Consider the following 17,225-nt stretch of genomic DNA (forward strand, 5'->3'; position numbering starts at 1 on the left):
AGAAGGACAGGCTAGCAAGCTGAAAAAGACAGAAAATCTGATGCGGCCCTGACTCCAGGGGTCGTCGCCAACCGGAAAGGAGGGTGCAAGTGACTATTGCGATTGTAATTGGCACACACGGCTGGGCAGCGGAACAACTGCTGAAAACCGCCGAAATGTTGCTGGGAGAACAGGACAACGTTGGCTGGATCGACTTTGTTCACGGTGAGAACGCGGAAACGCTGATTGAGAAGTATCAACAACGACTGAGCCAGCTGGATACCGCTCAGGGGGTGTTATTCCTGGTGGACACCTGGGGAGGCAGCCCGTTCAACGCCGCCAGCCGGCTGGTGGTGGATCAGGCCCAGCACGACGTGGTGGCCGGGGTGAATATTCCGATGCTGGTGGAAGTGCTGATGGCGCGGGATGACAACCCGACCTTCGACGAACTGGTGGCGCTGGCGGTGGAAACCGGCCGCGAAGGCGTAAAAGCGCTGAAGGCCCCGGCGGCGGAAGCCGTCGTTACGCGCCCCGCCCCAAATGCCACCACTGCCCCGGCGGCCCCCCTGCAACCCGGTGAGCGGATGAAGATTGGCCTGGCGCGCATTGACGATCGCCTGATCCACGGCCAGGTTGCCACCCGCTGGACCAAAGAGACCAACGTCAGCCGCATTATCGTGGTCAGTGACGAGGTGGCCGCCGACCACGTGCGCAAAACGCTGCTCACCCAGGTGGCACCACCCGGCGTCACCGCCCACGTGGTCGACGTAGCAAAAATGATCCGCGTGTGGGATAACCCGAAATACGCCGGTGAAAAAGTGATGCTGCTGTTCACCAATCCGACCGACGTCGAGCGCCTGGTGGAACAGGGCGTGGCGATCACCACGGTCAATATTGGCGGCATGGCTTTTCGCCAGGGCAAAACCCAGGTGAACAATGCCGTTTCGGTAGACGAGAAAGACATCGCCGCGTTTAAAAAACTGCACGCGCGGGGTATTGAGCTGGAAGTGCGTAAGGTGTCCGGCGACCCGCGGCTGAAAATGATGGATTTACTGGCCAAACTCAATCCGTAACCGGTGCTGCCGGGCGCGCGTAGCCGCGCCGTTCTGGCAATCCAGAGGAGAAGTGTGATGGAGATTACCACGCTACAAATTGTGCTGATATTTATCGTCGCCTGTATTGCGGGCATGGGATCAATCCTCGATGAATTTCAGTTTCACCGGCCGCTGGTGGCCTGTACGTTGATCGGTATCGTGCTCGGCGATATGAAAACCGGGATTATTATCGGCGGTACGCTGGAGATGATTGCGCTGGGCTGGATGAATATCGGTGCCGCGGTGGCACCGGATGCCGCGCTGGCGTCAATTATCTCCACCATTCTGGTTATCGCCGGTGGGCAGAGCGTTGGCGCGGGTATTGCGCTGGCGATCCCGCTGGCCGCGGCGGGCCAGGTGCTGACCATCATCGTGCGTACCGTTACCGTGGCCTTCCAGCACGCGGCGGATAAAGCGGCGGAGAAAGGCAACCTCAGCGCTATTTCGTGGATCCACGTCTCGGCGCTGGTGCTGCAGGCGATGCGTATCGCTATTCCGGCGCTGATCGTGGCGGTTTCCGTCGGCACCCACGCCGTGCAGGAGATGCTTAACGCCATTCCTGATGTGGTGACCAACGGCCTGAATATCGCCGGTGGGATGATCGTGGTGGTCGGTTACGCGATGGTGATCAACATGATGCGTGCCGGCTATCTGATGCCGTTCTTCTACCTGGGGTTCGTCACCGCCGCCTTTACCAGCTTTAACCTGGTGGCGCTGGGGGTGATTGGCGTGGTGATGGCGATTCTGTACATCCAGCTGGCACCGAAATATAACCGTGTTGCCGGTGCGCAGTCCGCCTCTCCGGTTCATAACGACCTCGACAACGAACTCGATTAAGGAGCGGTGAACAATGAGTGACATCACAACGCCAAAAAAACTGACGCCGGGCGACGTCCGCAGCGTGTTTCTGCGCTCTAACCTGTTCCAGGGATCGTGGAACTTTGAACGTATGCAGGCGCTGGGCTTCTGCTACTCGATGGTACCGGTGATCAGACGCCTCTACCCGGAGAACAACGACGAGCGTAAACAGGCGATCAAACGCCATCTGGAGTTCTTTAACACCCATCCTTACGTGGCCGCCCCGGTGCTCGGTGTCACCATGGCGATGGAAGAGCAGCGTGCCAACGGCGCGGCGATCGACGACGCGGCGATCAACGGCATCAAGGTTGGCCTGATGGGGCCGCTGGCCGGGGTCGGTGACCCGATCTTCTGGGGCACCGTGCGGCCGGTGTTTGCCGCGCTGGGGGCCGGGATCGCCATGAGCGGCAGTCTGCTGGGACCGCTGCTGTTCTTCGTGCTGTTTAACCTGGTACGTCTGCTGGTGCGTTATTACGGCGTGGCTTACGGCTATCGTAAAGGGGTGGATATCGTTAACGATATGGGCGGCGGCTTCCTGCAGAAACTGACGGAAGGAGCGTCGATTCTCGGCCTGTTTGTGATGGGGGCGCTGGTTAACAAATGGACCCACGTTGACGTGCCGCTGGTGGTCTCGCGCATAACCGACCAGACCGGCAAAACCACCGTCACCACCGTCCAGTCGATTCTCGATCAGCTGATGCCGGGGCTGATCCCGCTGCTGCTGACCTTCGGCTGTATGTGGCTGCTGCGCCGTAAGGTCAACCCGCTGTGGATCATCATCGGCTTCTTTGTGATTGGTATCTTTGGTTACTGGGTGGGCCTGCTGGGCGTATAAGCGCGCCGTCAGAGTATGCTGTCATCGGGCCGGCTTTTGCCGGCCCTTATTATGGAGGTGGTTATGTCACTGACTGACGTTGTATTACTGGTCTTTATCCTGCTGATTCTGCTTTATGGTCTTTACGACGAGCTGGTGATGCCGCTACGGCACGGCCCCACCCGGCTCAGAATTTTACTGCAGCGCCGCAGCAAGCTGGACAGCCTGATCTTTCTCGGCCTGCTGGCGATCCTGATCTGGCAGAACCTGAGTAACGCCGGACCGCAGTTGACCCTGCTGCTGCTGATGGCGCTGGCGGTACTTGCCATCTGGCTGTTCTGGATCCGCGCTCCAAAACTGCTGTTTAAAGACCAGGGCTTTTTTTACGCCAACGTCTTTATCCGCAATGAGCGCATCAGCGCCATCAACCTGTCGGAAGACGGCGTGCTGGTGATTACGCTGGAAAAAAGACGCCTGCTGATCCACGTGCGTCAGCTCGACGATCTGGAGACCATCTACCGGTTTATGCTGACCAGCAGCCAGGAAGGTCAGCCCCTCTGATACGGTGCATCAGGTAGTTCAGGCCGCCGCTTTTATTGCTGTTCCCGATCTTCCTGCTGCTTCTGCTGTTCCTGAGCATCCTGCTGCCCCTCAGCGTCCTGCTCCCGGGCCAGCTCGGCCACAGGCAGTGCCCCGGCCGCCCGCTGCCACAGGCGCAGGGTAAAGTCGGCCTCGCAGGCAAAAGCGTCGGTGGTGGCCAGAATGCCCCACACTTCCGGGCGCGCCCGCCATGCGAATGGCGTCATCTGCAGCAACGCGGCCGACTCCTCACTGTTCAGCGTCATCGGGTAGCTGAGCGACTGCTCCTGCTGCAGGCTGAAACCGGGCATCTGCTCCGGCGTGGTGTCGTGCAGCTGTACGTCCTGGTAAATCAGCGCTTTAAACTGAATCAGATGTCGCGGGCCGGGGGTGACGGTCAGCACGTAGCCGCCCGGTTTCACCACCCGCGCCAGCTCTTCGGCCTTGCAGGGGGCATAGATGCGCAGCACCGCGTCAAACTGCGCCTCGGCAAACGGCAGCCGGTGGCTTGACGCAACGCAAAACTCAACGTTGTGATAGCGTTTAGCCCCGGAGCGTACGGCGATCTTCGCCACGTCCAGCCCCCAGACTACCGCCTCACCCTGCGCCTGCAGCCGGCTGGCCACCGCCTGGGTGTAGTACCCTTCCCCACAGCCGATATCAAGCACCTTCGCCGCGCCCGACGGCAGGATGCCGGCCAGCAGATCGCACACCTGCTGCTGCAGCGGTTGATAGTGACCGGCGTCGAGGAAATCACGCCGCGCCTGCATCATCTCCGCACTGTCGCCAGGCTGGCGTGAGCGTTTATGTTGTACCGGTAGCAGATTGACATACCCCTCCTTCGCACGATCGAACTGATGCTGGTTGGCACAGCGCCAGCTGCGCTGCTCAAAGGTCAGCGGCTGCTGGCAGAGGGGGCACTGATACGACATAAAGACTCTCCGGGGAAAATGACGGCGGCAGTCTACTGCAAATCCGCTGGCAGGGGCAGCCAAATCTTGCAGGCAACAAAAAAGCCCGGTCATCGCTGACCGGGCTTTAGCATTCAGATTTCAGCCTTCATCACGCACCGGGCGCGCATCAGGCTCAGATCGAAAATTAGATTGCGGTGACGTTCACAGCAGCAGGGCCTTTCTGGCCGTCCTGAATTTCGAACTCAACGTTCTGGCCTTCGGCCAGAGTTTTGAAGCCGTTACCCTGGATTGCAGAGAAGTGTACGAACACGTCTTTGCTGCCGTCAGCAGGAGTAATGAAACCAAAACCTTTAGACTCGTTGAACCACTTAACCTGACCTTTAATCTTTGCCATTTTGCAAATTCCTTAGAGTGTTTTTTCGCCCGTGGGCATAACCGTACAGAAAAACCAGAGACATTACTGCATGAGGCATTAATTAAGGCTCGGCAAGGAAGCGGTATTCAACGTCAACGTCTTTACTCAGAACTTCTTTACTGAAGATGCCACACATAAACAGGATTGTACCTCGTTTTACCCATTTGGTTTATCACATATTCGCCAATTAATGGCAAGTTATTTTTAACTCAACTTGCGGCTTCGCACAGATTTGAAACAATAGCTGCGACAAAGTGCACATTCAGGGTAATTATCATGCAAACAAACCGTACACTTAGTGCTCAAATGTTACGCCGACGTGCGCCCCGTCTGGTGAGCGCGTCGATGACAGGACAGCACAAAAAACCTGCCCTCACCGCCAGGGCTCTACTTTATGCTGTGATTGTTGCCTGCTGATGACAACGCGATACCCTAATTCCACCGGAGCGCCCCCCTCAGGATAAACCATTGCCTTATAAGATTTTTTCCTGAATGTATGCACAATGAATATTTGCTGAATAAATACGCTGCACCAAAAAAAGGAAAATCCTTCCACTCTGCCCCATTTAATCGCAAAGGCCGCGTAGAATAGATGTTCCCTTCTGGTTCAATTATTAGCGCATAATTAGATGCTGCTCTCATTTTCGGCATTAGATATAAGAAAATACTGTAGCATTACTCTTGACAGATATTAGCCAGCCCGCGGCTTTCGCCAATCCGCCAGGCGGCGAAGCGCTCACCGTCCATGCCGGACGCCTGCAGCGCATCTGACAACACCTGCGGCGGGGCATCCAGCGACTCGTCGGCCAGCTCAAATACGCCCCAGTGGATAGGAACGGTGAGCGGTTGACCGAGATCGCCATACAGCGAGACGGCCTGCTGCGGATCCATATGCTGCCCTTGCATGAACCATTCTGGTGCATAGGCCCCGACCGGCAGCGCGGCCAGGTTAAATGGCCCGAGCCTCCGCGGGATCTCCAGCAGATTCTCCGAATAGCCGCTGTCGCCGCTGAACCAGAAGTTCAGCGCCTGGTACTGCACCACCCAGCCACACCACAGCGAGCGGTTACGATCCCACAGCGTGCGCATGCTCCAGTGCCGGGCGGGCACCGCATGCACCCGCAGCCCGCCGATGCAGGTAAACTGCCACCAGTCCAGCTCGGTCACGCGCCGCGCGCCACGCTTGCGGAACCAGCGGGCCAGCCCCAGCGGCACCACGAACTCGGTCTGCGGGAAGCGTTTGATAATCGCCTTAATGGTTGGCAGGTCCAGGTGATCGTAGTGATTGTGCGAAATCAATACGCAGTCGACGCGCGGAAAATCGGCGATCGCAAGCGCAGCCGGGGTTTTCCGTTGCGGCCCGTAAAAACGCAGCGGTGACGCTCGCAGGGAGAGCGCCGGGTCAATCAGCGTGATCTTGCCGCCGGTGCGCAGCATCAGACAGGCGTGGCCTAACCACCACACCCGGTCATCGTTGCCGCTGAGGTCGGCCGGCTGCCACCACTGCGCCGTAAACTGCGGGTAGCCCTGCGCCGGCGGCAGCGGCAGCCCCTGGGCTTTGCGCTCGCGCTGCCAGCGCCGCAGGTCACCGGGCTGGCGCAGATCGGGTTCAGGGTTACAGAAGCCTTCCGGAGTGTGGTGGGCCAGTGAGGGATCGTACCAGGGATTATTCCAGGCCATTGCGGTTAGTTAACTCCAGCGGCTCAGCGTTCAGGGATCATACGGATAAAATCTTTTTCAGCGCTCTGCTCTTCCTGCGCCGCCGGCTCGTTACCCACCACTTTGTCACTCAGCCGTCGCAACAGCGCGTTTTGTTGCTTTTGTTCTTCCAGCAGTTGCTCCAGCAGCTGGATCTGCTGATTGGCCCGCACGCTGGCGCGGTTAACATAAAACCAGACCACCAGCCCGACGATCGTCAGGGCGGCTCCAATACAGGCCGACGCGATGCTGAACGCGCCGTTCATTGTTTCGTTCATACAAACCTCTGAGGGAGTAATGGCTGCCATCATGCCCGGCAGCGCTGCGGCAGTGATTCTACTCACAACCGCGATAATTGATAGTTTCCTCACAAAAATTTACCGGCGTGCGGCGGAAAACCGCCACAGATTCAGCATCCTCTGAGTGCCACCAGGCCAGATTCAGGTCATGCTGATCACCGGGCCGGCAGTCACGGCCCGCACACAGTTCAACAGACAATAATAAGGGGACAGGATGAAAATCTTAACGCGTCTGGTCGCGCTGCTGGTGATTATCTGGCTGGCGATGCTGTTTACCGGTTACGGCGTTCTGACCGGCAGTACCAAAAACGTCGCGGGCCTGGGCCTGCAGTGCCAGTATCTGACCGCCCGTGGGATGGTGGTGGCGCAGTATCTGCACACTGACAGCGGCATCGTCGGCGTCACCGACTGCCCGCTGTTGCGCAAAAGCAGCGAAGTGGTGGATAACTAACCGGTCGGGCCGCCTTGCCGGCGGCCCGGCAGACCGCTATGTCTTCTCAGGGCGTGGCGTATAACAAACATTCTTGCAATTCTTATCTCATTTACAGATTGGTAGAAATCGTAAAAACCCTTAGCATGCTTACATTCTTCTCTTAGCCTGCACTTCACTATGTCCTCTTCTGTTACTGACGGCCTGCCGTTACCGCAGCGCTACGGCGCGATCCTGGCGATCGCGCTGGGTATTACCGTCGCCGTGCTCGACGGCGCAATCGCCAACGTGGCGCTGCCGACCATTTCCCGCGAGCTGAACGCCAGCCCGGCGGAGTCGATCTGGATCGTTAATGCCTACCAGCTGGCGATTATCATTTCGCTGCTGTCGCTCTCCTACCTCGGCGATATGGTCGGTTACCGGCGCGTCTATCAGTGCGGCCTGGTACTGTTTACCGCCACCTCGCTGTTCTGTGCACTCTCAGACTCGCTGGGCATGCTGACTTTCGCCCGCGTTTTGCAGGGGTTTGGCGCGGCCGCGCTGATGAGCGTCAACACCGCGCTGATCCGCATCATCTATCCGCAGCGCCACCTGGGCCGCGGCATGGGCATCAATTCGCTGATCGTTGCCGTCTCCGTCGCGGCCGGGCCAACGGTGGCGGCGGCGGTGCTGTCGGTGGCCTCCTGGCAGTGGCTGTTCCTGATCAATATCCCTATCGGTATGCCGGCACTGTGGCTCGCGCTGCGTTTCCTGCCCGCTAACGCGCAAAAAAGCCAGGGGCAACGTTTCGACCTGCTGAGCGGCATCATGAACGCGCTAACCTTCGGCCTGCTGCTGTCGCTGCTTAGCGGCTTTGCACAGGGGGTGGACGGCCGGCTGCTGCTGGCGGAGCTGGTGGGGCTGCTGGCGGTCGGCACGCTGTTTATCCGCCGCCAGCTGACGATGAGCGTGCCGCTGCTGCCGGTTGACCTGCTGCGCATCCCAATTTTTGCCATGTCGCTCTGCACCTCGGTATGCTCATTCTGCGCACAGATGCTGGCGATGGTCTCGCTGCCGTTTATGTTGCAGGGCGTGCTGCAGAAGAGTGAAGTGGCGACCGGATTGCTGCTGACCCCCTGGCCGCTGGCGACCATGGTGATGGCCCCGATCGCCGGACGACTGATTGAGAAGGTGCACGCCGGGCTGCTCGGCGCGGTCGGGCTGGCGATGTTTGCCGGCGGGCTGTTTGCGCTGGCGCTGCTGCCGGCGATGCCGACGGACCTCGATATCATCTGGCGGATGATGCTGTGCGGTGCCGGTTTCGGCCTGTTCCAGTCGCCGAACAACCACACCATTATCTCGTCCGCGCCCCGCCACCGCAGCGGCGGCGCCAGCGGCATGCTCGGCACCGCCCGCCTGCTGGGGCAGAGCAGCGGTGCCGCGCTGGTGGCCCTGCTGTTTAACCTGTTCTCCACCGGCGGCAGCCACTACGCCCTGCTGCTGGCCGGCGGCTTTGCCAGCCTCGCCATGGTGTTCAGCGCGCTGCGCATCAGGCCGCTTCACGCATAAAAAAACCGGGCAGATGCCCGGTTTTTTATCTTCGCCCGTACTTCCGGCGGACTATTTCAGGTACTCACCGCTGCGCAGCGCTTCGATACGCTTATCCAGCGGCGGGTGCGACATAAACAGCTCGCTCATCGACTTCGACTTGCCGTTGATGCACAGCGCCATCATGCTGCTGGCTTCCTGCGGCTCGTAGCTGGTTTTCAGGCGCTGCAGCGCGGCAATCATCTTCTCACGACCGGCCAGACGCGCTGCACCGGCATCCGCATGGAATTCGCGATGGCGCGAGAACCACATGGTGATAATACTTGCCACGATACCGAACACCAGCTCCAGCACCATCGACACGGCAAAGTAGACCAGCGGGTTACCGTTGCTGTTCTCTTCACCATCGCGGTTGCCGGACATAAAGCCCGCCGCCAGCTGTGCCAGAATGCGCGAAATAAAGATCACGAAGGTGTTCACGATGCCCTGAATCAGGGTCATGGTCACCATATCGCCGTTAGCGATATGGCTGATTTCGTGCGCCATCACCGCTTCCGCTTCGTCACGGCTCATGTTCTGCAGCAGGCCGGTGGAGACCGCCACCAGCGATTTGTCACGGCGCGCGCCGGTGGCAAAGGCGTTAATGTCCGGCGCGTGGTAAATCGCCACCTGCGGCATGGCAATGCCGGCCTGCTGCGCCTGGCGGGCGACGGTGTCCATCAGCCAGCGCTCGGTCTCATTACGTGGCTGCTCAATCACTTCACCGCCAACGGAACGCAGCGCCATCCATTTTGACATCAGCAGTGAGACGAACGCACCGCCGAAGCCAAACAGACCCGCCATAATCATCAGGCCCATCACACTGCTTGACTGGATCCCTGTCAGGCTGAGGATCAGGCCGAACACCACCATCACACCCAGGTTAGTTAACAGGAAAAGCGCAATACGCATCATAAAATTTCTCTATCCTCAGTTAGTCACTCGGTATACCCGCATCGTTAAGCCGCCGGTATAGTCCTCCTTCACATCGTAAGGTCATCCCGGTGCTTTTCAAGCACTCTTAACCTTTAAGTGTTTAAAAAGACATAACTTTACATTTTTTATTACTTTTTCAGTGAAGGCGATACGGCGCATCAATGCGGGGGGCAGAATAAAAAAGGCACAGCCTGCGCTGTGCCCTTTCGCTTACTTCACCGCAGCGGGGGTGGCTGCGGGTTGCTGTTTATCCAGCTGGGCCAGGTCATTGGCAATTTTGACCGTTTCATCCAGATACGGGTCCGGCTCTTTATAGTCTTTCGGCAGGTCGTCCAGCTTAGCCAGCGGCTTCTTGCCGTCCGCCTTCAGCCGGGCGTTGATGCGCTCCAGGCGCAGCGCGTCATCTTCCCGGTTCTCTTTTTCACGCTCGGCCAGGTTAAGCGAAATGATATTACGCTTGTCTTTGGTGGCGTTAAAGCGGGCGATATCCTTGATGATGTACTGGAACTCGGCATCTTTCGCGATACGATCCTGATGTTCTTTGATCAGCTGCGGCTCCAGCGATTTCAGCTCACCGGTTTTGGTGTAGGTCGCCGCGCTGATGCTGTCCCACGGCAGGGCGTTATCCTCAAACTTCTCACCGGTTTCCACCGCTTCAACGCCGGTTGGCATCAGCAGGTCCGGGGTAACCCCTTCACGCTGGGTGCTGCCACCGTTAATACGGTAGAACTTCTGAATGGTGTACTGCACGGAACCCAGCGCCGGCCACTCCGGACGCAGCATCTGATCGTAGATACGGTTCAGCGAACGATACTGCTGAACGGTGCCTTTACCGAAGGTCGGCTCACCGACGATCAGCGCGCGGCCATAGTCCTGCATCGCGGCGGCAAAGATCTCAGACGCCGAGGCGCTGAAGCGGTCAACCAGCACCACCAGCGGACCTTTATAGTAGGTCACACCGTCGGTGTCGCTGTCCTCGCGGATCTTGCCAATATTGTCACGCACCTGCACCACCGGGCCACCCGGGATAAACAGGCCGGAGAGGGAGACCGCTTCGGTCAGCGCCCCGCCGCCGTTGGTGCGCAGGTCGATAACGATGCTGTCGACGTTCTGCTTCTGCAGCTTCTGCAGTTGCACCTTCACGTCATCGGTCAGCCCGACGTAAAAGCCCGGAATATCCAGCACGCCGACCTTCTCTTTACCGACGTTGTGCACGGTCATCTTCACCGCACGGTCTTCCAGGCGGATCTTCTCGCGGGTCAGGGTAATGGTGCGGGTCTTGGTGCCCTTACCGGCAGGCAGGATCTCCAGCCGCACTTTACTGCCCTTCGGCCCTTTGATCTGCGCGACGACGTCATCCAGACGCCAGCCGATCACATCCACTACCGGCTTGCCGGGCTGGCCAACGCCAACGATACGATCGCCAACGGTGATCGCCTTACTCTTGGCAGCCGGACCACCGGCGACCATCGAGTTGATTACCGTGTAATCGTCATCCATCTGCAATACGGCACCGATACCCTCCAGGGAGAGGCTCATTTCGGTGTTGAACTGCTCGGTGTTTCGCGGTGACAGGTAGTTGGTGTGCGGATCAATTTCGTGCGCAAAGGCGGTCATCGCCAGCTGGAATACGTCTTCGCTGTTGCTCTGCGCCAGGCGGCGGATGGCAAACTGGTAACGTTTGGTGAGAACCTCGCGGATCTCTTTTTCATCTTTGCCGGTCAGTTTAAGACTCAGCTCATCATATTTGACCTTGGCATCCCACAACGCGTTCAGCTCATCGCTGTTCTTCGGCCACGGGGCATTTTTACGGTCAATATCGATGGTGTCGTTGCCGGTAAAGTTCATCGGCTTATTCAGGACAGACAACGCGTACTGGTAACGCTCGAAGCGGCGCTTCTGCGTCAGGTTGTACAGGTCGTAAAAGACATTCAGCTGCCCGGTTTTGAACTCGTCGCCCAGCGTGGTTTTTTTCGCCGCAAACTGGTCAACGTCGGAAGCCATCAGCACGTTGTGGCTGTAATCGAGCAGGTTCAGGTAACGGTCAAAGATTTTGGCAGAGAAATTCTGGTCAAGATCGAACTGACGGTAGTGCGAACGGGTAAAACGCGACGTAACGCGCTCACTGACGGTGGCATGTTGCGCTTCCTGATGCAGCTGGGGGATCTGATCGGCGCGCGTGATATTGTCAGCGGCGAATACGTTGCCTGCAATCAGCAGGCCCGCAATGATGGTGCTTTTAAAAAGAGTGTTCATGCCCTGATTAGCCTCCGTATCAGAACTGCAAGTGTTCTGCGCGTACGATCATTGCCAGGCCGGAAGCCAGCTGTACCCGGACACCTTCTTTACTGATTTCAAGAATGGTGGCGTCCATGGCACTTTTGCCTGCGGTGACTTTGATGTTCTGACCCACTTGCAATGCAGAGGTGTCGGTAACCGGCTTGCGCGGCGGCTGACGTTCTTCACGTACGGCGGCGGCGGCAGGTGCCTGTTCCGCTTGAGGGCGAGCCGGTTTGCTGCTGCGTGGTTTACGCGGCTGCTCGCCTTCGGCAGGCTTGCGGGCAGGTTTACGCGGGCGGCGTGGGGCGGTCTCTTCACCGGCTTCACGTTTTTTCGCCTGCTGCTGCTCACGCTGTGCCTGCACGCGCGCTTTGGCTTCTTCAAGCTGTTTGCGGGCGTGCTCAACATGCTGCTCATCCAGTTGACCACAGGCGTTGCCGTCAAGGTCAACGCGGTCGGCACCGGCTTTGATGCCGTACAGATAACGCCAGCTGGAGGTATAAAGACGCAGTGCAGAACGAAGCTGAGTTTTGCTCAGATTCATTTCACCCTGCACGCGGTCGACCAGGTCCTGGAAGATTCCGATCTTCAGTGGTCGTGCTTCGCCTTCGGCGCTAAAGCATTGTGGGAAACGCTCTGCCAGAAAGGCAATGACTTCTTTGGTGCTATTCAACTTAGGTTGATTTTCCATGAAATTTCCTGATTACAACGGGTTTGCCAATCAGCGCAGGCATGAACAGGCGCCATTATAATGCGCCCATCAGTAAATGCTACGTGATCCAGCGCTTTAGGCGCGTTTCATGTGAATAAATTTTTCCACATCCGTCGCGGCCAGCACCCTGCACAGCCCGTCAGTCAAGGCTTTCAGCCCTGCTTCATCCTCACCATCAAAGCGGTTGTACTCTACGCTGTCGATATCAAGAACGCCGATTATTTCGCCGTTCACCACCAGCGGCAGCACAATTTCAGCATTACTCGCGGCGTCACAGGCAATATGGCCCGGGAAGGCGTGCACGTCATCAACGCGCTGCACGCTGCGGGTGGCCACCGCGGTACCGCAGACGCCCCGGCCTACCGGAATACGCACGCAGGCGATTTTGCCCTGAAACGGTCCGAGTACCAGGGTGTCCTGTTCGGTCAGCAGATAAAAGCCCGCCCAGTTAACGCCGTTCAGGCGTTCATACAGAAGTGCGCCGCAGTTACCCAGTACCGCCAGGAAGCTGGTTTCGCCGGTAAGTAACGCGGTCATATCACGGTTGAGGTCGTTGTAAAATTCTGCTTTATTCACGGTTCATCACTATATAATGTTGCGGAGCCACCTGGCGGCCCCGTGTAATAAAATAATCAGCTGTTGTCCGTCAGGACAAGATGCAACATGCGGTGGCTTAGGATACCCTTAGCAGGATGCTGAACCCTGATGGCGCTGACGTGTCATACTATCTTGTCATAACACTGCCCTGCTCCCGTATACCAAGGGCCTGAGCGCGATCGGAACGATGAAAATACACGCTATCACTCATGCTCTGCCCCAGGCACGTTATCAGCGATGCCCGCAGTGCGATACCCTTTTTTCCTTACCAGATGTGAAATCCAGCGAGTCGGCGCACTGCCCGCGCTGCAACGCGCGCATCCTCAACGGCCGCGACTGGTCGATGACCCGGCTGACCGCAATGGCGGTAACGATGCTGCTGCTGATGCCGTTCGCCTTCGGCCTGCCGCTGATGTCGATCCGCCTGCTCGGTACCAATATCAGCGCCAGCCTGCTGGGCGGCATAATGCAGATGACCCAGCAGGGCGAGTTGATTGCCGCCTCAATGGTGGCGTTCTGTACGCTGGGCGCGCCGCTGACCCTGGTGGCCTCGATATGCTACCTGTCGTTTGGCGAAAAGCTGGGCATGAACCTGCGCCCGGTGCTGCTGATGCTCGATCGACTCAAAGAGTGGGTAATGCTGGACATCTACCTGGTCGGGCTGGCCGTCGCCTCGATTAAAGTGCAGGATTATGCCGATCTCGATCCCGGTCCGGGGCTGGTGGCGTTTCTGGTTCTGACCGTGCTCAGCCTGCTGACGCTGATCCACCTTAACGTCGAGCAGCTGTGGTGCCGTTTTTACCCGCAGCAGCACAGGCAGGACGTCGCCCGCGTCGAGGATCTGCGCGTGTGTCTGAGCTGCCACTTTACCGGCGTGGCCGACGAACGTGGCCGCTGCCCGCGCTGCCATACGCCGCTGACCCTGCGCCGCCCGTACAGCCTGCAGAAGTGCTGGGCGGCACTGATCGCCTCCATCGTGCTGCTGCTGCCGGCCAACCTGCTGCCGATTTCGGTAATCTATCTGAACGGCGCGCGCCAGGAGGACACCATTCTCTCCGGCATCATGTCGCTGGCGGCAGGCAATATTCCGGTGGCGGCGGTGGTGTTCATTGCCAGTATTCTGGTGCCGTTTACCAAGGTTCTCGTGATGCTGACCCTGCTGCTGAGCATCCATTTCAACTGCGAACAGGGCCTGAAAACCCGCATTCGCCTGCTGCGCGTGGTGCAGTGGGTGGGCCGCTGGTCGATGCTCGATCTGTTTGTTATTTCGTTAACCATGTCGCTGGTCAATCGCGACCAGCTTCTGGCCTTCACTATGGGACCGGCGGCTTTCTACTTCGGTTCTGCGGTTATCTTAACTATCCTTGCCGTTGAGTGGCTGGATAGCCGTTTACTTTGGGATGCACATGCAACAGGAAACGCCGACTATACCGACTAGCGCACGCCTGATCCGCCGGCGAAAAATTTCGCCGTTCTGGCTGCTGCCGTTTATTGCCCTGCTGATCGCCGGCTGGCTGGTGTGGACCACCTGGCAGGAGCGCGGCACCACCGTGACCATCGATTTCGCCACCGCGGACGGCATCGTGCCGGGCCGCACGCCGGTGCGCTATCAGGGGGTTGAGGTCGGCCAGGTGCAGGGTATCAGCATGACCGACGATCTGCGCACCATTAAGATCAAGGCCAGTATCAAAAGTGATATGAAAGACGCGCTGCGCGAACAGACCCAGTTCTGGCTGGTGACGCCGAAGGCCTCGCTGGCGGGCGTCTCCGGCCTCGATGCGCTGGTGGGCGGTAACTACATCGGCATGATGCCGGGCAAGGGCGAACCGCGGGAGAACTTCGTCGCGCTGGATACCCAGCCGAAGTACCGTGTCAACACCGGCGAGATGCTGATCCACCTGCACGCGCCGGATCTCGGCGCGCTGAACAGCGGCTCGCTGGTCTATTTCCGCAAAATCCCGGTAGGCCGCGTTTACGACTACAGCATTAACAGCGGCAGCGGCGGCGTCACCATCGACGTGCTGATCGAACGCCGCTTTACCAACCTGGTGAAAAAAGAGAGCCGTTTCTGGAACGTTTCCGGCGTGAAGGCGGACGTCAGCCTGAGCGGCGCGAAGGTCGAACTGGAGAGCCTGGCGGCGCTGGTTAACGGAGCAATCGCTTTCGACTCTCCGGCGCAGTCGGCAGAAGCCAAAACCGACGACAGCTACCCGCTCTACCCGGACCTGGCGCAGAGCCAGCGCGGGGTGCAAATCACCCTTGACCTGCCCGACGGTAAGAACCTGAAGGCCGGACGCACGCCGCTGATGTATCAGGGGCTGGAGGTCGGTACGCTGACCAGACTGAACCTGCTGGACGGCGGCAAGGTCAGCGGTGAACTGACGCTCGACCCTTCGGTCAGCGGCCTGATGCGCAGCGGCACGCGCATTGAGATGCGCAGCCCGAAAATCAGCCTCAGCGACAGCAGCCTGAGTAACCTGCTGACCGGCAATACGCTGGAGCTGGTGCCCGGCGACGGCGAACCGCAGCACCACTTTGTGGTGCTGGCGGATAACGAGTCGCTGCTGCAGCAGGCGAACACCCTGCAGCTGACCCTGAGCGCGCCGGAGAGCTACGGCATTGACGCCGGCCAGCCGCTGGTGCTGTACGGCATGCGCATCGGCCAGGTGGTGAAACGCACCCTGACCGAGAAAGGCGTCAGCTTCGACGTTGCCGTCGCCCCGGAACACCGTGGCCTGGTGCATGGCGACAGTAAATTTATCATCAACAGCCGTCTGGACGTGAAGCTGGGCATCGACGGCATGGAAGTGCTGGGTGCCAGCGCGCGTGAATGGGTGGATGGCGGTATCCGCCTCGATCCGGGCGGCAAAGGCGAGCCAAAAAGCCGCTACCCGCTCTATGCTAACGCGGAAAAAGCCGAGGAAGGCGTCACCGGCGATACGCTGCCGACCACCCTGACGCTGACCGCGGGCAGCCTGCCGGATATTCAGGCCGGTTCCGTGGTGCTGTACCGTAAATTCCAGGTCGGCGAGATCGTCGGCGTGACCCCACGTGCGGACGCCTTTGACGTCAGCGTGCATATCAAGCCGGAGTACCGCCGTCTGCTGACCGCCAACAGCGTCTTCTGGGCCGAAGGCGGCGCGCGGGTGCAGCTGAACGGCAGCGGGCTGACCGTGCAGGCTTCGCCGCTTAATCGCGCGCTGAAAGGGGCGATCAGCTTTGACAACCTGAGCGGCGCCGGTGCCGGGCTGACCCGTCAGGATAAGCGCGTCCTCTACGCCTCAGAAACCGCCGCCCGCGCCGTCGGCAGCCAGATCACCCTGCGTACCTTTGACGCCAGCAAGCTCTCTGAAGGCATGCCGATCCGCTATCTCGGCATCACCATCGGCCAGCTGGAGTCGCTGGCGCTGGGGGTCGACAACAATCAGGTGATCGCCAAAGCGGTGCTCTACCCGGAGTACGTGGACAACTTTGCCCGCCTCGGCAGCCGCTTCTCGGTGGTTTCACCGCAGATTTCCGCCGCCGGGGTTAACCACCTGGAGACGCTGCTGCAGCCCTATATCAACGTCGATCCGGGTAAAGGCCGCGCGCTGCGCACCTTCGAGCTGCAGGAGTCCACCATCACCGATGCGCGCTACCTCGACGGGCTGAACGTGGTGGTTGACGCTGCTGAAGGCGGCTCGCTGTCGGTGGGCACGCCGGTGCTGTTCCGCGGCGTCGAGGTCGGTACCGTCACCGGCACTTCACTGGGATCCATGGCCGACCGCGTACAGATTACCCTGCGCATCAGCCAGAAATACCAGCACCTGGTACGTAACAACTCGGTATTCTGGCTGGCTTCCGGCTACAACCTGAAGTTTGGCCTGATCGGCGGCGTGGTGAAAACCGGCACCTTCCAGCAGTTTATTCAGGGCGGCATCGCCTTTGCCACCCCGCCAACGGTGCCGCTTGCGCCGCAGGCCACCTCCGGCAAGCACTTCCTGCTGGAGGACGAAGAGCCGAAAGAGTGGCGTAAATGGGGCACCGCCCTGCCGAAATAAGCGCTGGCCTGTGC

General features: G+C 59.2%; 16 protein-coding genes and 1 pseudogene. 8 read left to right on the forward strand and 9 right to left on the reverse strand.

Translation table 11 applies throughout. From position 1 onward, the window contains the following. Positions 1–89: 89 nt before the first annotated feature. From manX to GKQ23_RS13965, 4 genes are all read left to right on the forward strand, one after another. Positions 90–1,052, forward strand: coding sequence for a PTS mannose transporter subunit IIAB (manX, locus tag GKQ23_RS13950; protein ID WP_212408575.1), 963 nt, complete (start codon positions 90–92; stop codon positions 1,050–1,052). A gap of 57 nt (positions 1,053–1,109) precedes the next feature. Then, on the forward strand, positions 1,110–1,910 hold the full coding sequence (locus GKQ23_RS13955) for a PTS mannose/fructose/sorbose transporter subunit IIC (protein ID WP_056242007.1): 801 nt from the start codon (positions 1,110–1,112) through the stop codon (positions 1,908–1,910). Between the two features lie 13 nt (positions 1,911–1,923). Beyond that, the gene (locus GKQ23_RS13960; RefSeq protein WP_056242004.1) at positions 1,924–2,766 is read left to right on the forward strand and encodes a PTS mannose transporter subunit IID; all 843 of its coding nucleotides are present in this window, start codon (positions 1,924–1,926) and stop codon (positions 2,764–2,766) included. Between the two features lie 63 nt (positions 2,767–2,829). After that, entirely contained in the window at positions 2,830–3,306 is a 477-nt protein-coding gene (locus GKQ23_RS13965) for a DUF986 family protein (protein ID WP_212408576.1), read from the forward strand. 32 nt (positions 3,307–3,338) lie between these two features. Here GKQ23_RS13965 and rlmA read toward each other — a convergent pair whose 3' ends face one another. From rlmA to GKQ23_RS13990, 5 genes and pseudogenes are all read right to left on the reverse strand, one after another. After that, a complete protein-coding gene (gene rlmA, locus GKQ23_RS13970; RefSeq protein WP_212408577.1) occupies positions 3,339–4,256 on the reverse strand; it encodes a 23S rRNA (guanine(745)-N(1))-methyltransferase in 918 nt (305 codons plus the stop codon). Positions 4,257–4,422: 166 nt separating this feature from the next. Further along, positions 4,423–4,632 carry a transcription antiterminator/RNA stability regulator CspE gene (gene cspE / locus GKQ23_RS13975; RefSeq protein WP_001062678.1) on the reverse strand — a complete coding sequence of 70 codons (210 nt, stop codon included), beginning with the start codon at positions 4,630–4,632 and terminating at the stop codon, positions 4,423–4,425. Between the two features lie 20 nt (positions 4,633–4,652). Then, positions 4,653–4,789 (reverse strand): annotated as a pseudogene (locus tag GKQ23_RS23915) (DUF2627 domain-containing protein); the annotation flags it as partial. 539 nt (positions 4,790–5,328) lie between these two features. Next, the gene (locus tag GKQ23_RS13985) at positions 5,329–6,333 is read right to left on the reverse strand and encodes an MBL fold metallo-hydrolase (RefSeq protein ID WP_212408578.1); all 1,005 of its coding nucleotides are present in this window, start codon (positions 6,331–6,333) and stop codon (positions 5,329–5,331) included. 23 nt (positions 6,334–6,356) lie between these two features. Then, positions 6,357–6,629, reverse strand: coding sequence for a YebO family protein (locus tag GKQ23_RS13990; RefSeq protein ID WP_056241989.1), 273 nt, complete (start codon positions 6,627–6,629; stop codon positions 6,357–6,359). Positions 6,630–6,864: 235 nt separating this feature from the next. Between GKQ23_RS13990 and GKQ23_RS13995 the strand changes: the two genes are divergently transcribed. Both GKQ23_RS13995 and GKQ23_RS14000 read left to right on the forward strand, forming a co-directional pair. After that, positions 6,865–7,101 (forward strand): YobH family protein, encoded by a 237-nt coding sequence (locus tag GKQ23_RS13995; protein WP_056241985.1) that lies wholly within the window; start codon positions 6,865–6,867, stop codon positions 7,099–7,101. Between the two features lie 159 nt (positions 7,102–7,260). Further along, positions 7,261–8,628, forward strand: a complete 1,368-nt coding sequence (locus tag GKQ23_RS14000; RefSeq protein ID WP_056241981.1) for an MFS transporter — start codon at positions 7,261–7,263, stop codon at positions 8,626–8,628. 51 nt (positions 8,629–8,679) lie between these two features. Here GKQ23_RS14000 and htpX read toward each other — a convergent pair whose 3' ends face one another. The 4 genes from htpX to GKQ23_RS14020 all read right to left on the reverse strand — a co-directional run bounded on the left by htpX (position 8,680) and on the right by GKQ23_RS14020 (position 13,150). Then, entirely contained in the window at positions 8,680–9,561 is an 882-nt protein-coding gene (htpX, locus tag GKQ23_RS14005) for a protease HtpX (protein WP_056241978.1), read from the reverse strand. Positions 9,562–9,792: 231 nt separating this feature from the next. After that, positions 9,793–11,838, reverse strand: a complete 2,046-nt coding sequence (gene prc, locus GKQ23_RS14010; RefSeq protein ID WP_056241975.1) for a carboxy terminal-processing peptidase — start codon at positions 11,836–11,838, stop codon at positions 9,793–9,795. A gap of 19 nt (positions 11,839–11,857) precedes the next feature. After that, positions 11,858–12,553, reverse strand: coding sequence for an RNA chaperone ProQ (gene proQ, locus GKQ23_RS14015; protein ID WP_056241972.1), 696 nt, complete (start codon positions 12,551–12,553; stop codon positions 11,858–11,860). 96 nt (positions 12,554–12,649) lie between these two features. Next, positions 12,650–13,150: a GAF domain-containing protein gene (locus GKQ23_RS14020; RefSeq protein WP_212408579.1), complete on the reverse strand. Its 501-nt coding sequence runs from the start codon at positions 13,148–13,150 to the stop codon at positions 12,650–12,652. 208 nt (positions 13,151–13,358) lie between these two features. On the opposite strand from GKQ23_RS14020, the gene yebS reads away from it, so the two are divergent. Both yebS and GKQ23_RS14030 read left to right on the forward strand, forming a co-directional pair. Next, a complete protein-coding gene (gene yebS / locus GKQ23_RS14025; RefSeq protein WP_056241964.1) occupies positions 13,359–14,609 on the forward strand; it encodes a membrane integrity lipid transport subunit YebS in 1,251 nt (416 codons plus the stop codon). Beyond that, the gene (locus GKQ23_RS14030) at positions 14,578–17,211 is read left to right on the forward strand and encodes a PqiB family protein (RefSeq protein WP_056241961.1); all 2,634 of its coding nucleotides are present in this window, start codon (positions 14,578–14,580) and stop codon (positions 17,209–17,211) included. The genes yebS and GKQ23_RS14030 overlap by 32 nt, the downstream gene beginning before the upstream one ends. Positions 17,212–17,225: the final 14 nt, after the last annotated feature.

It is taken from the genome of Erwinia sp. E602 (genome assembly GCF_018141005.1).
Taxonomy (GTDB): domain Bacteria; phylum Pseudomonadota; class Gammaproteobacteria; order Enterobacterales; family Enterobacteriaceae; genus Erwinia.

Bases quoted from the DNA above. Each gene is read 5' to 3' on its own strand.
- GKQ23_RS13955 (WP_056242007.1), top strand. From the start codon at position 1,110: ATGGAGATTACCACGCTACAAATTGTGCTGATATTTATCGTCGCCTGT.
- GKQ23_RS13960 (WP_056242004.1), top strand. From the start codon at position 1,924: ATGAGTGACATCACAACGCCAAAAAAACTGACGCCGGGCGACGTCCGC.
- GKQ23_RS13965 (WP_212408576.1), top strand. From the start codon at position 2,830: ATGTCACTGACTGACGTTGTATTACTGGTCTTTATCCTGCTGATTCTG.
- rlmA (WP_212408577.1), bottom strand. From the start codon at position 4,256: ATGTCGTATCAGTGCCCCCTCTGCCAGCAGCCGCTGACCTTTGAGCAG.
- cspE (WP_001062678.1), bottom strand. From the start codon at position 4,632: ATGGCAAAGATTAAAGGTCAGGTTAAGTGGTTCAACGAGTCTAAAGGT.
- GKQ23_RS13985 (WP_212408578.1), bottom strand. From the start codon at position 6,333: ATGGCCTGGAATAATCCCTGGTACGATCCCTCACTGGCCCACCACACT.
- GKQ23_RS13990 (WP_056241989.1), bottom strand. From the start codon at position 6,629: ATGAACGAAACAATGAACGGCGCGTTCAGCATCGCGTCGGCCTGTATT.
- GKQ23_RS13995 (WP_056241985.1), top strand. From the start codon at position 6,865: ATGAAAATCTTAACGCGTCTGGTCGCGCTGCTGGTGATTATCTGGCTG.
- GKQ23_RS14000 (WP_056241981.1), top strand. From the start codon at position 7,261: ATGTCCTCTTCTGTTACTGACGGCCTGCCGTTACCGCAGCGCTACGGC.
- htpX (WP_056241978.1), bottom strand. From the start codon at position 9,561: ATGATGCGTATTGCGCTTTTCCTGTTAACTAACCTGGGTGTGATGGTG.
- prc (WP_056241975.1), bottom strand. From the start codon at position 11,838: ATGAACACTCTTTTTAAAAGCACCATCATTGCGGGCCTGCTGATTGCA.
- proQ (WP_056241972.1), bottom strand. From the start codon at position 12,553: ATGGAAAATCAACCTAAGTTGAATAGCACCAAAGAAGTCATTGCCTTT.
- yebS (WP_056241964.1), top strand. From the start codon at position 13,359: ATGAAAATACACGCTATCACTCATGCTCTGCCCCAGGCACGTTATCAG.
- GKQ23_RS14030 (WP_056241961.1), top strand. From the start codon at position 14,578: ATGCAACAGGAAACGCCGACTATACCGACTAGCGCACGCCTGATCCGC.